The organism is Aeromonas sp. S9(2024), assembly GCF_041403185.1.
Lineage (GTDB): Bacteria > Pseudomonadota > Gammaproteobacteria > Enterobacterales > Aeromonadaceae > Aeromonas > Aeromonas enteropelogenes.
The window spans coordinates 1-12,334 of record NZ_JBGLRE010000017.1; the positions used below are offsets into that span (position 1 = coordinate 1).

Below are 12,334 nucleotides of genomic sequence, written 5' to 3' on the forward strand. Positions count from 1 at the left end.
ACTTGAAAGTTGCTTTGGTCACTTCATCAGACATTGAAAATCAAAAATTGTTTTTGATGCTCGATGCTGTGAGTGCCCACACAGATTGCTTGATTCAAATTGTTAAAGAGCTGCGCGACTTTCATCGCTGCGGGAGTGGCATTCTACTCAACCGCCTTCTCGAGTCAAGCCTTATTTTCACAGGCTTTTCGAGGTTACCGACCGGCTTGTTTGCGTTGCCGCTTGCCGTGTCGATGGAGGCGCATTATAGGGAGTGAATTCGTTCTGACAACCCCTCCCCTGCAATAAAATTGTAAAAAACTGCACTTTTTTAGTTATTCATATCCAAGCACAGCTTTTATACAAACTTATCCACAGAAACCGGTACCGAATTGCTAGAATGGCCGAAAACAAGGAGGCCAAGATGGACTTGCGACTGAGACCTTACAAGGGAAAACGCCCGCAACTGGGCAAACGGGTATATGTAGACCCCTGCGCCACCCTGGTGGGCGACATCGAACTGGGCGACGATGCCAGCATCTGGCCCATGGTGGCCGCCAGAGGGGACGTCAATCACATCCGCATCGGCGCGCGCAGCAACATTCAGGACGGCACAGTGCTGCACCTGACCCGCAAGAGTACCAGCAACCCTGCCGGCTATCCGCTGCTGATCGGGGAAGATGTCACGGTCGGCCACAAGGCGATGCTGCATGGCTGCACCATTGGCAACCGGGTACTGGTCGGCATGGGGGCCATCCTGCTGGACGGGGCCGTGGTCGAAGATGATGTGATGATCGGTGCCGGCAGCCTAGTGCCACCGGGCAAGCGACTCGAGGCCGGCTTTCTTTATATGGGCAATCCCATCAAACAGGCTCGCCCGCTCAAGCCCGCCGAGATCGCCTTCCTCAAGACCTCGGCCGACAACTATGTCCTGCTCAAGGACGAATACCTGCAAGAGGTCTGAATCCAGATAGCCACAAACAGGAAGCCCGGCATGATGCCGGGCTTCCTGTCTTATATAGCTATATAGGTGTCGATGACGACTGCCAGCGATCAGTGGGCCTGATCCCAGTTGTCACCGGTGCCCGCCTCGACCACCAGGGGCACATGCAGCTCGGCGGCGGCTGACATCTTCTCCTTGATGATGGCGATGTACTCCTCCAGCTTCTCTTCGCGGATTTCGAACACCAGTTCATCGTGCACCTGCATCAACATGCGGATCGACTCGTCTTCAATGCCCCGGATCCAGTCATCCACGTTGATCATAGCGCGCTTGATGATGTCGGCGGCCGTGCCCTGCATGGGGGCGTTGATGGCGGCCCGTTCCGCTGCCTTGCGCAGACCGGCGTTGCGCGACTTGATGTCCGGCAGATAGAGACGGCGACCAAACAGGGTTTCGACATAGCCCTGGGCTTCTGCCTGCTGGCGAGTGCGCTCCATGTATTCCAGCACGCCCGGGTAGCGCTCGAAGTAGAGATCCATGTACTTCTGCGCCTCGGCACGGCCGATGCCCAGCTGCTTGGCCAGACCGAAGGCGCTCATACCGTAGATGAGGCCGAAGTTGATCGCCTTGGCGCTGCGGCGCATGTCGCTGGTCACCGCATCAAGTTCAACCCCGAATACCTCGGCAGCGGTCGCCTTGTGGATGTCCTTGCCCTCGGCGAAAGCGGTCAGCAGCCCCTTGTCACCGGAGAGGTGGGCCATGATCCGCAGCTCGATCTGGGAGTAGTCCGCCGCCACCAGCTTGTAACCGGTGCACGGGATGAAGGCCTGCCGAATGCGACGCCCCTGTTCGTTGCGAACCGGGATGTTCTGCAGGTTGGGATCGGTAGACGAGAGCCGCCCGGTCGCCGCCACCGCCTGATGATAGGAGGTGTGCACCCGCCCGGTCTGCGGCTTGATCATCAGCGGCAGCTTGTCGGTGTAGGTGGACTTGAGCTTGGCCAGGCCACGGTGCTCCATCAGCAGTTGCGGCAGCTCATAGGTCTCCGCCAGCTCGGCCAGCACCTCTTCCGCAGTGGATGGCGCTCCCTTGGGGGTCTTCTTGATGATCGGCAGCCCCAGCTTGGTAAAGAGGATCTCCCCCAGCTGCTTGGGCGAGGAGAGGTTGAACTCCTGCCCGGCCAGCTCGTGGGCCTGTTTCTCCAGCTCTGCCAGCCGCACTTCGATCTCCTGGCTCTGCTGATGCAGCAGCCTGGGCTCGATGGTGGTCCCGAGCCGCTCCATCCGTGCCAGCACTGGCAGCAGGGGTAGTTCGATCTCGCTGAATACCTTGGCGAGGCCCGGCTCGGCAGCGAGCTTGCCCCACAGCGCCTGATGCAGGCGCAGGGTGATATCGGCATCTTCCGCCGCGTAGGGGGCCGCCTGCTCCAGTTCAATCTGGTTGAAGGTGAGCTGCTTGACCCCCTTGCCGGCAATCTCTTCGAACGAGATGGTCTCGACGTTCAGATACCTGCGAGCCAGCGAGTCCATGTCGTGACGGCTGGCGGTGGAGTTGAGCACATAGGACTCCAGCATGGTGTCATAGGCGATGCCCTGCAGCTCGATGCCGTGATTGAGCAGCACGTTGCGATCGTACTTGAGGTTCTGCCCCACCTTGAGGCGGGCCGGATCTTCCAGCAGCGGCTTGAGCTTGCCGAGTACCACAGCCTCGGTCAGCTGCACCGGCGCCCCCAAATAGTCGTGACCGAAGGGCACGTAGGCCGCCTTGCCCGGTTCGATGGCAAAGGAGACGCCAACCACCCGCGCCTCCATATAGTCGAGACTGGTGGTCTCGGTGTCGAAGGCAAACAGCGGGGCCGCCTGCAATCGAGCCAGCCAGTCGTCAAACTCGGCCTCGTCCAGGATGCAGCGATAGTCAGTCTCGATGGCGGCAACCGGCGTCGCGGCCTCCCCCTCTTCCCCTTCCTCGCTGGCGCTCTCTGCGTCGCCGGACTCCAGCTCCTTGATAAGGTTGCGCAGCTCGTACTCGCGGTAAACCGCCAGCAGGGATTCCTTGTCGACCGGCCCCAGAGTCAGCTGTTCCAGCTCCTGCTCCAGCACTACATCGGTCTTGATGGTGGCGAGGGTATAGGAGAGGCGTACCTGCTCCTCCTGCTCGCGGAACTTGTCGGCAAAGGTCTTGGAGCCACGGAAACCGAGGGCCGCCACCTTGTCCAGATTGGCGGCGATCTCGTCGATGCTGCCGATGCCCTGCAGCAGGGCCAGTGCGGTCTTCTCGCCGACGCCGGTCATGCCGGGGATGTTGTCCACCTTGTCTCCCATCAGGGCTAGGTAGTCGATGATGAGCTCGGGCGGTACGCCGAACTTCTCGATCACCCCTTCCCGATCGGTCTTCACGTCCTTCATGGTGTCGATCAGGGTGACATGGTCGGAGACCAGCTGCGCCATGTCCTTGTCCCCCGTGCTGATTAGCACGGGCAACTGCTTCTCGGTCGCCTGACGAGCCAGGGTGCCGATCACGTCGTCGGCCTCGACCCCCTCCACCATCAGGAAGGGGAAGCCCATCGCCTTGATCATCTGGTGGATGGGGGCAACCTGGCTACGCAGATCATCCGGCATGCTGGCCCGGTTGGCCTTGTATTCGGGATAGATGTCGTCGCGGAAGGTCTTGCCCTTGGCATCGAACACCACGGCCACATGGCAGTCGGGATACTGCTTGCGCAGGCTGCGCATCATGTTGGCCATGACACGGACGGCGCCGCTCGGCAAACCGGTCGAGGTGCGCAGATCGGCCTGTTGGGAGGCAAAAAAGGCGCGATAAAGATAAGAGGAGCCGTCGACCAGAATAAGGGGGTTGCTAGGGGCCATGAAATCGTCCTGCCAGAGATAAACAGCCGCTAGGATGCCACAGGGCCCCCTTCACACCAAGGGGCCTGGTAACAGCCTGCATGGCTGCTGACGGGACAAAAATCTGTGGATAACTCTGTGTTCAAAAATGGGGCGAATTATTGTCAGCAGTGATAAAACTGTGCACAAAAACCAAAAATGCCATTAAAAACAATTAAATATAAATACAGAGCCAGATCGGCAGATCGTTAAAATGATCTCGATCAATGTGGAAAAAGTTTTAAGGGAGTAGGTACGGCAGGATCCAAAACGAAACAATCCTAGCACAGCAAGATGACTTGACCAGCGGATGGCGAGCGATAACCATACAAAAGTACAACAATCCATCCTGGCTCACATTTTCAACAACGAGGAGTTTTCCATGAAAAAAGTGGCCGTGATTTTGAGTGGTTGTGGCGTCTTCGACGGGGCAGAAATCCATGAAGCCGTCATCAGTCTGCTGGCGCTGGCTCGCCATGGCGCCACCACCCAATGCTTTGCCCCGAACGTGGCACAGCTCCACGTGATCAACCACCTGACCGGCGAGGTGAGTGAAGGAGAGAGTCGCAACGTGCTGGTCGAGGCCGCCCGCATCTGCCGCGGCCAGATAAAGGACGTGGCCGAACTGGATGCGGCCGATTATGACGCCCTGCTGGTACCCGGCGGCTTTGGCGCCGCCAAGAACCTGTGCGACTTCGCCATCAAGGGGGCGGAGTGCCAGATCCAGCCGGATGTGCTGAAGGCCTGCCAGAGCTTTGCCAGGGCCGGCAAACCGGCGGCCTATATCTGCATCGCCCCGGCCATGATCCCGCTTATCTACGGCGCCGGCACCCTGGCCACCATAGGCCACGACGAGGGTACCGCCAACGCCATCGAGGCGATGGGTGGCAGCCATCTCAACTGCCCGGTCAACGAGTTCGTGGTGGATCAGGAGCGCAAGGTGATCTCCACTCCTGCCTACATGCTGGCCAGCAACATAGTGGAGGCCGCAGACGGCATCGAGAAGACGGTCAAGCAGCTGCTTGCCCTGTGATCCCCCGCTTCACCAAGACAAACGGGCCGCTCATGGAGCGGCCCGTTTTCAATTCTCGCGTATAGCGGCGGATTAGATGCTTTCGCCCATCTGATCCATCTTGCCCAGCAGGGCACGCAGACGCTCTTGCCATGCAACGTGTTCGTTGCGCAGCTGATGGTTCTCGTCTTGCAGCTTGCTGTTCTGCTCTTTCAGCTCGTCCAGCTCCATCTTCAGCAAGGAGATGTTGTCGACGGCGGATTGTACTTTGGATTCGAGTTGCTCAAGGACTTCTAGTGACATATGCATACCTGTTTGTTCAATTGCGATGCCCCACAAAGGGCGATTCAAGCGCGTGAAGCCAGCATACCCCGAGCACATCGGCACAAACAAGCCAGCACGCTGTAAAATGCGCCTTCCGTAGAGGTATTGTCCAAATATGCGTCTATTTTTCTCGCATCCTGCTCCCCAAGACTGGGCCAACCCCGACCATCAGCCGTGCAGGGCGATATAGGCCCCCAGCAGCAGGCAGGCGACACCGTACATCGACAGGCCATAACCCAGGTTCCAGCGCAGGATAGACCCCGCACTCAGGTTATAGCGGGAGGCCAGCGCCAGGTTGGATCCAGAGAGCGGGCTGGTGCCGGTAGCGAGCCCCCACCCCAGCAAAAAGCTCATGCCGAGCAGGCTGGGATCCGGCGCCAGGGGCCAGAGCAGGGGTGCCAACCCCGAGATGCTGATGAGGGGATGCACCCCGACGATGGCCACCAGCAGGATCAGCAGCAGGGTGAGGGAGGCTTCGAGCCAGCCGAAGTGGTTGAAGAACGGCAGCCCGTGGCCGCCTCCCAGATCGATCACCGACAGGGCGCTGTTGATACCGGCAGCCAGCAGACCCGCCCCGAGAAACAGCACCAGCTGACCGCCGATGGCGGGGAAGCGTTCCACCACCTGGCGCTTGAGGGCCGCCTTACGACCGGCGTTTGGCATGAAGATCAGTGCCAGCAGCGGCGCTACCAGGGCGATCACCGCCAGAATGCCGAGCTCTGGCCAGATCTGCTTGATGAGCAGCACCAGCAACGCCAGCGCCACCGGCAGCCCCAGGGTCTGCAGACGCAGCGGATAACCGGCAAAATCCTGCACGCCGAGCAGCTCCACCTGCCAGGCCGTCAGCCCCATCGCCAGCAGGGCGCCTACGATGCCGAAGGGCAGGATCGCCGAGAGTTGCAGACCGGGGGCATAAGTAAGCGCCACCGCCATGGCGACGAAGAAGGGGGACCAGAAGGCGGCGGCGCAGAAGATCCGGCTCAGTACCATCACCTGGCGCCGCTCCAGGGTGCCGTTGCGCTCCAGCCGATCGCCGATGATGAAGAGCACCGAGAGGTTGATGACGGCCCCCAGCAGGTTGAGGCTGGCCATGGTGCTCCACAACCCCTTGCGACCGGACCAAGAGGTGGTGCCGGTGAGCAGGCCGGAAGTGGCGAGGTTGAGGGTGCTCACCGCGGCAAACATGGTGAGCATGTTGATGTTGGGCAGCAGCCAGTCGCCGGCCTTGAGGCTGGCCCCCTGCGACCAGGCGAAGAGCAACAGCAACAGGGCCGCTCCGTACAGGGCCAGCGCCTGACGTCTGGCCGCCCCCACCAGCCAGGGCCAGGTGAGGAGAGAGGCTGCCCAGGCCGCGATGGCCGCGGGCCAGGGGGAGAATCCCAGATAGAGATGCAGCAGGTTGAGCAGCCACATCCCCAGGATCAGATAACCTGACCAGCGCTTGGCCATCGAATCGTCTCGGTCAGGGGATCAGAGGCACTGATCCATATCCAGGGAAGGCTTGTCGCACTCCGGGTGGCCCACAATCTTGGCCGGCACCCCGGCCACCGTGGTATGGGGCGGCACCGGGTTGATCACCACGCTGCCGGCACCTATCTTGGCGCCCCTGCCCACTTCGATATTGCCGAGCACCTTGGCGCCCGCCCCTATCATCACCCCTTCGCGGATCTTGGGATGACGATCGCCGCTCTCCTTGCCGGTCCCGCCCAGGGTCACGCTCTGCAGGATGGAGACATCATCCTCGATCACCGCCGTCTCACCCACCACTATGCCGGTGGCATGGTCAAACATGATGCCCTTGCCGATGCGCGCCGCCGGGTGCACATCCACCCCGAACACCACGGAGATCTGGTTTTGCAGATAGAGCGCCAGGGAACGGCGCCCCTGGCGCCACAGCCAGTTGGCGACCCGGTAACCCTGCAGGGCGTGGAAGCCCTTGAGGTAGAGCAGCGGGGTGGAGAAGAGATCGACCGCCGGGTCGCGCTCCTGCACCGCGCAGATATCGGCCGCCACCATGGCCAGCAGTTCGGGTTCGCTGCGCAGGGCCAGCTCGATCACCTCGCGCAGGGCGATGGCGGGCATGGTGGCACTGTCGAGCTTGTTGGCCAGCTGAAAGCTGAGAGCCGAACGCAGATTCTTGTGATTGAGAATGGTGGAGTGGAAGAAGCTGGCCAGCATGGGCTCTTCGGCCGCCATGCAGAGCGCTTCTTGCTGAATTTTTTGCCAGGTTTTGGCAACCAGATCATCCATGTGGTGCAACCTACTGTTGTTCGGAGTGAGGACTCTGTTGTTCTTTTATCAGTACCGAGATGGGGTCCATGTGGATGATGACATCCATTCGCTCGAATGCCTGGCGTATCGCCTGCTCGGCTTCATCGGCTATCTGATGGGCCTTGACCAGGGGGATCTGATCGTCAAGCTCCAGATGCAACTGAACGAATCGGGTCGGCCCGGATTGACGGGTACGCAGATCGTGGACGCCGTGAACGCCATCTACGGCACAGCAGAGGGCCATTATTCTCGCTTGTTCTTCCGCTGGCAACTGACGATCGAGCAGCGCCTGTACCGACTCGTAGCCGATATGGACGGCTCCCCACAGCAAAATGCCCCCGATCAGCACGGCAAACAGGCCATCTGCCCAATACCAGCCCTGCCCCGCCAGCACCAGTGCCAGCAGCACGCCACCGTTGAGCAGCAGATCGGAGCGGTAGTGCAGCATGTCCGCCTTGATGGCCACGCTGTTGGTCTTGCGGATGACAAAACTCTGGAAGCTGACCAGCAGCAGGGTCAGCACGATGGAACCGACCGTCACCCAGATCCCCGCCTCCAGCCGCAGAATGGGCGTCTGGTTGAGCAGGGAGGAAATGCCGTGCATCACCAGCAGCAGGGCCGAGCCCGAGATGAATGCCGCCTGGATGAGCCCGGCCAGGGACTCGGCCTTGCCGTGGCCGAAGCTGTGCTCGTCATCGGCGGGAGCCAGCGCATAGCGGATCGCCAGCAGATTGATGATGGAGGCGCTGACATCCATGAAGGAGTCGGTGAGGGAGGCCAGCAGGGTCGACGAGTCGGTCATGATCCAGGCGATCAGCTTGCCGATGATTAGCAGGGTGGCTGTCGCAACCGCCGCCATGCTGGCAAAGGTCACCCAACGGGAATAGTGTTGATGGCTCAAATCCGGCTTTCCTCTGTCGCGTAAAAAATTATTATACCTTCACCCCGGCGTCAGTTTGGCGCGAAAATCTGCGGAAGAACACCCGATGAACAGAATACTCCTGGTCGATGACGATCTTGAATTGACCCAGCTGCTCACCGAAATTCTGACCCTGGAAGGATTTCAGGTCACGGTCGCCGAGGATGGTGAAGAGGGATTGCAGCGCCTGGCGGAACAACGCTTCAACCTGGTGCTGCTGGACGTGATGATGCCCAAACTGAACGGCTTTGCCATGCTGACCCGGCTGCGCAAGACCCACGACACCCCGGTGCTGATGCTGACCGCCCGCGGCGACAGCCAGGACAGGGTCAACGGCCTGGAGGCCGGCGCCGACGACTATCTGGCCAAGCCATTTGATGATCGGGAACTGCTGGCGAGAGTGCGGGCCATCCTGCGCCGCACCCAGAGCCATCAACCCCAGCGCGGCCATGGCTCCGACGAAATCCACTTCATGGACATCGTACTGCAGCCGGGCCTGCAGCAGGCGCGCTGTGGCGACCAGCCGCTGGAGCTGACCGCCACCGAATTCGGCCTGCTGGAGTGCCTGCTGCGCAACCCGGGCCAGATCATCAGCAAGAGTCACCTCTCGGAACAGGTGCTCGGCAAGAAGCTGGAGCCTTTCGATCGCGCCATCGACATGCACCTGAGCAACCTGCGCAAGAAGTTGCCGGAACGGCTCGATGGCCAGCCCCGCTTCAAGACTGTACGGGGGCGCGGCTATCTGTGGCTAGAACAGGAGTAATCAAGGCACCCTCGATCAGCGGCCTCTCCACCCAGATCTTCGTCTGGTTCTGGCTGATCCTGCTGGTGATGATGGCCGCCGTCATCAGCCTGCCCAACCTGGATCCGCGCAACCAGCTCCCGTTGCCTGCCCACGAGGTGATGCGGATGCAACACAACGTGCAGATCCTCAAGGATGCCGCAGACCCGGCGCGGGATTTCGAGCTGGCAAAGGCGATGGAGAAGATCACCATGCTGCCGGTGGACAACGTCTATGTACGCGGTGTCAACGGCCAGATCCAGTCCACCGTCCATCCTCGCAAGTTCGTGGTTCGCTTCATGGTGGATGCCGACAACCCCAACCATCCCATGCTGGGTCACGAGGATCGCAAGGCCATCGCCGGCCCCTTCCTGATGGAGCATCGCGGCCAGCAATACCACGTCTATTTCGGGCTCAACGTCGATACCCCCTATCTGTTCCTGTTCATCCAGATCCTGGATCACCCGATCCGCATCCTCGGGGTCGCCATGCTGGTCAGCACCCCGCTCTGCCTGCTGCTCGCCTGGCGCCTGACCCGCCCCATACTGCAATTGCAAAAAGCGGTCTCCCTGCTGGCTGCCGGCAGCCTGGAGACCCAGATCCCCAACCTCGGCCGGGGTGACGAGATAGGCCAGCTGGCCGACAACGTGAGCCACATGGTGGATACCCTCAAGAGCATGATCCAGAAGCAGAAACAGCTGCTCTCCGACATCTCCCACGAGCTGCGCAGCCCGCTCACCCGGATGCAGCTGGCCCAGGCCCTGATCCGCCGCAAGCAGGGCGACAGCGCCGAACTGGCGCGGATAGAGTCGGAGATTGGCCGGCTGGACAAGCTGATCGGCGACCTGCTGGATCTGTCGCGGGTGCAGCAGCATGTAGAGGCCCCCGTGGTGCAGCCGCTGGCCGAGCTGCTGGAGCCCATTCTGGAAGACGCCATGTTCGAGGCCAACCAGAGCGGCAAGCAGCTGCGTCTGCCGCCACTGCCGGCCGAGTCGCTGCCGATGTGGCCCGAGCTGCTGGCGCGGGCGGTGGAAAATCCGTTGCGCAACGCGCTCAAATATGCCCGTGAATTCATCAAGGTGGAGTGGTACCGGGAAGGGTTGGAGTGGGTGATGATCATCCGCGACGACGGCCCAGGCGTGCCGCCGGAGCAGCAGGAGCAGCTGTTTCTGCCCTTCTTCCGGGTCGATGATGCCCGCAACGCCAAGACGGGTGGCACAGGGCTCGGGCTCGCCATCGCCTCGGAGGCGATCCATCGCCATGGCGGCACCATCCAGGCCAGCAGCAACCAGCCGACCGGACTGACCATTACCATCCGCCTGCCCATCGCCTGATCTTTTCAACGCCGCGGGCGCTGGGTATGCTGGCGCCCTTTCCGTCCCAGCAGGAGCCCTGCCATGCTCGATATCGTGCTCTACCAACCCGAAATTCCGCCCAATACGGGCAACATCATCCGGCTCTGTGCCAACACAGGTTACCGGCTGCACCTGATAGAGCCGCTGGGGTTCGAGTGGGATGACAAGCGGGTGAAGCGGGCGGGGCTCGACTATCACGAATTTGCCGAGGTGAAGCGCTGGCCGAACTTTGAAGCCTTCCTGGCGGCGGTGGCGCCGAAGCGGGTGTTCGCCTGCACCACCAAGGGGCGCACCGCCCACTCGGCGGCCCAGTTTGCCTTGGGCGATGCCCTGCTGTTCGGCCCGGAGAGCCGCGGCCTGCCTGCGGATCTTATCGAGAGCCTGCCGTTTGAACAGCGGCTGCGCATCCCCATGCTGCCCCAGAGCCGCAGCATGAACCTCTCCAACGCGGTGTCGGTGTTCGTCTACGAAAGCTGGCGCCAGCTGGGCTACGAAGGCGCCCTCTAAGGTTGGAAAATCAGTGGCGGGCGTCGAGCAGGTGGCCGCTGCGCTCCAGTTGCCAGCACAGGAACCCCAGGGTCAGGCCACGCCCCACCATGAGCGCGGCCATCGCCGCCCACAGGGCGGCCACGCCCCACGACTGGGTCAGCCACCAGACCGGGAAGAAACCGCCGAAGACCGCCAGCAGCATGCTGTTGCGCATATCCTTCGCCCGGGTGGCGCCGATGAAGACCCCGTCCAGCAGGAAGCACCAGACCGCCAGCAGCGGCATGGCCACCAGCCAGGGCAGCTGGCCATTGGCCTCGACCACCACCTCCGGGATATCGGTGATCCGGCCGATAAACTGGCTGCCCAGCAGGGCAAATCCCAGGGTAAATCCGGCCGCGATCAGGGCGGCCCAGCCCAGATTGAGCAGGATGGCCTCCCGCAGCTTCTGGCGATCCCGCTGGCCGATGGCGCGGCCCACCATGGCCTCCACCGCGTAGGCAAAGCCGTCCAGCCCGTAGGAGATCAGCATCAGGAAGTTGAGCAACACCGCATTGGCAGCCACCGCCACGTCCCCCAGCCTGGCCCCTTGCAGGGTCATGAAGGCAAAACAGAGCTGCAGGCAGAGTGCCCGCAGGAAGATGTCCCGGTTCAGCCCGAGCAGCCGCTTCAGGGGGGCGAGCCGCCGCCAGCGCTGCCAGCCGTCCTGCCACACCTCTGGCAACAACTGGCGCAGATGGTGGCGGACCAGCCAGATGCCAACCGCCAGCGCGCCGTAATCCGCCAGCACCGAGGCCGCCGCCACGCCGCGCACCTGCCAGCCCAGCCCCAGCACGAACAAGGCATCCAGCGCCATGTTGACCAAATTGGTGAGGATCAGCATCACCATGGGACTGCGGGCATCCTGCATCCCCAGCAGCCAGCCCATGATCACCAGATTGCACAGCGCCGCCGGCGCACTCCAGATCCGCACCGCCACGTACTGACCGGCATAGAGCTGCACCTCGGCGGAACCGCCACTCAGGGCGATAAGCCAGGGCAACAGGGGAAAGAGCAGCACAAGCAGCCCCAATCCCATGATGATGGCCAGCCCCAGCGCCCGCACCAGGGCATCAAGCTGGGCGCGCTGATCGGCGGCGCCATGGGCCTGGGCCGTGAGCCCGGTAGTGGACATCCGCAGGAAGCCGAGCAGCCAAAAGATCAGGTTGATGAGGGTCGAGCCGACCGACACGCCGCCGAGAAACCAGGCCTGGCCGAGATGACCGATCACCCAGGTGTCCACCAGCCCCAGCATGGGGGTGGTGATGTTGGAAAACACCATGGGCAGGGCGAGGGCAAAGACGGCGCCGTGGCGGGCGGGATCCCGCCACCAGGGCGCA

Annotated in this window: 12 protein-coding genes; 6 read left to right on the forward strand and 6 right to left on the reverse strand. The window is 61.8% G+C overall.

Translation table 11 applies throughout. From position 1 onward, the window contains the following. Positions 1-257, forward strand: a 257-nt coding sequence (locus ACB028_RS19795; RefSeq protein WP_371145017.1) for a hypothetical protein, incomplete at its 5' end; no start/stop codon positions are given. A 146-nt stretch (positions 258-403) separates the two neighbouring features. Continuing rightward, entirely contained in the window at positions 404-943 is a 540-nt protein-coding gene (locus tag ACB028_RS19800; RefSeq protein ID WP_223379656.1) for a gamma carbonic anhydrase family protein, read from the forward strand. A gap of 89 nt (positions 944-1,032) precedes the next feature. Here the strand turns inward: ACB028_RS19800 and polA are convergent, their stop codons facing one another. After that, positions 1,033-3,789: a DNA polymerase I gene (gene polA / locus ACB028_RS19805; RefSeq protein WP_371145018.1), complete on the reverse strand. Its 2,757-nt coding sequence runs from the start codon at positions 3,787-3,789 to the stop codon at positions 1,033-1,035. A 400-nt stretch (positions 3,790-4,189) separates the two neighbouring features. Between polA and elbB the strand changes: the two genes are divergently transcribed. After that, on the forward strand, positions 4,190-4,840 hold the full coding sequence (gene elbB / locus ACB028_RS19810) for an isoprenoid biosynthesis glyoxalase ElbB (protein WP_216993292.1): 651 nt from the start codon (positions 4,190-4,192) through the stop codon (positions 4,838-4,840). Between the two features lie 72 nt (positions 4,841-4,912). On the opposite strand, the gene ACB028_RS19815 is transcribed toward elbB, so the two are convergent. The 4 genes from ACB028_RS19815 to ACB028_RS19830 all read right to left on the reverse strand — a co-directional run bounded on the left by ACB028_RS19815 (position 4,913) and on the right by ACB028_RS19830 (position 8,315). Then, positions 4,913-5,122, reverse strand: coding sequence for a cell division protein ZapB (locus tag ACB028_RS19815; RefSeq protein WP_005307594.1), 210 nt, complete (start codon positions 5,120-5,122; stop codon positions 4,913-4,915). Between the two features lie 189 nt (positions 5,123-5,311). Continuing rightward, positions 5,312-6,592 carry a hypothetical protein gene (locus ACB028_RS19820; RefSeq protein WP_371145019.1) on the reverse strand — a complete coding sequence of 427 codons (1,281 nt, stop codon included), beginning with the start codon at positions 6,590-6,592 and terminating at the stop codon, positions 5,312-5,314. A gap of 21 nt (positions 6,593-6,613) precedes the next feature. Further along, positions 6,614-7,393: a serine O-acetyltransferase gene (gene cysE, locus ACB028_RS19825; protein WP_026457437.1), complete on the reverse strand. Its 780-nt coding sequence runs from the start codon at positions 7,391-7,393 to the stop codon at positions 6,614-6,616. Between the two features lie 10 nt (positions 7,394-7,403). Next, positions 7,404-8,315 carry a cation diffusion facilitator family transporter gene (locus ACB028_RS19830; protein WP_371145020.1) on the reverse strand — a complete coding sequence of 304 codons (912 nt, stop codon included), beginning with the start codon at positions 8,313-8,315 and terminating at the stop codon, positions 7,404-7,406. An 85-nt stretch (positions 8,316-8,400) separates the two neighbouring features. On the opposite strand from ACB028_RS19830, the gene ACB028_RS19835 reads away from it, so the two are divergent. The 3 genes from ACB028_RS19835 to trmL all read left to right on the forward strand — a co-directional run bounded on the left by ACB028_RS19835 (position 8,401) and on the right by trmL (position 10,976). Further along, positions 8,401-9,096 carry a response regulator gene (locus ACB028_RS19835; protein WP_371145021.1) on the forward strand — a complete coding sequence of 232 codons (696 nt, stop codon included), beginning with the start codon at positions 8,401-8,403 and terminating at the stop codon, positions 9,094-9,096. Beyond that, entirely contained in the window at positions 9,078-10,448 is a 1,371-nt protein-coding gene (locus tag ACB028_RS19840; RefSeq protein WP_371145022.1) for an ATP-binding protein, read from the forward strand. Before ACB028_RS19835 ends, ACB028_RS19840 begins: the two co-directional genes overlap by 19 nt. 63 nt (positions 10,449-10,511) lie before the next feature. Continuing rightward, the gene (gene trmL / locus ACB028_RS19845) at positions 10,512-10,976 is read left to right on the forward strand and encodes a tRNA (uridine(34)/cytosine(34)/5-carboxymethylaminomethyluridine(34)-2'-O)-methyltransferase TrmL (RefSeq protein ID WP_042072469.1); all 465 of its coding nucleotides are present in this window, start codon (positions 10,512-10,514) and stop codon (positions 10,974-10,976) included. A 10-nt stretch (positions 10,977-10,986) separates the two neighbouring features. Here the strand turns inward: trmL and ACB028_RS19850 are convergent, their stop codons facing one another. Next, the gene (locus ACB028_RS19850) at positions 10,987-12,276 is read right to left on the reverse strand and encodes an MATE family efflux transporter (protein WP_371145044.1); all 1,290 of its coding nucleotides are present in this window, start codon (positions 12,274-12,276) and stop codon (positions 10,987-10,989) included. Positions 12,277-12,334 lie beyond the last annotated feature (58 nt).

What these genes read in the sequence shown, in the direction of transcription:
- ACB028_RS19800 (WP_223379656.1), top strand. Translation starts at nt 404, where the DNA reads ATGGACTTGCGACTGAGACCTTACAAGGGAAAACGCCCGCAACTGGGC.
- polA (WP_371145018.1), bottom strand. Translation starts at nt 3,789, where the DNA reads ATGGCCCCTAGCAACCCCCTTATTCTGGTCGACGGCTCCTCTTATCTT.
- ACB028_RS19850 (WP_371145044.1), bottom strand. Translation starts at nt 12,276, where the DNA reads ATGGTGTTTTCCAACATCACCACCCCCATGCTGGGGCTGGTGGACACC.
- elbB (WP_216993292.1), top strand. Translation starts at nt 4,190, where the DNA reads ATGAAAAAAGTGGCCGTGATTTTGAGTGGTTGTGGCGTCTTCGACGGG.
- ACB028_RS19815 (WP_005307594.1), bottom strand. Translation starts at nt 5,122, where the DNA reads ATGTCACTAGAAGTCCTTGAGCAACTCGAATCCAAAGTACAATCCGCC.
- trmL (WP_042072469.1), top strand. Translation starts at nt 10,512, where the DNA reads ATGCTCGATATCGTGCTCTACCAACCCGAAATTCCGCCCAATACGGGC.
- ACB028_RS19835 (WP_371145021.1), top strand. Translation starts at nt 8,401, where the DNA reads ATGAACAGAATACTCCTGGTCGATGACGATCTTGAATTGACCCAGCTG.
- ACB028_RS19820 (WP_371145019.1), bottom strand. Translation starts at nt 6,592, where the DNA reads ATGGCCAAGCGCTGGTCAGGTTATCTGATCCTGGGGATGTGGCTGCTC.
- cysE (WP_026457437.1), bottom strand. Translation starts at nt 7,393, where the DNA reads ATGGATGATCTGGTTGCCAAAACCTGGCAAAAAATTCAGCAAGAAGCG.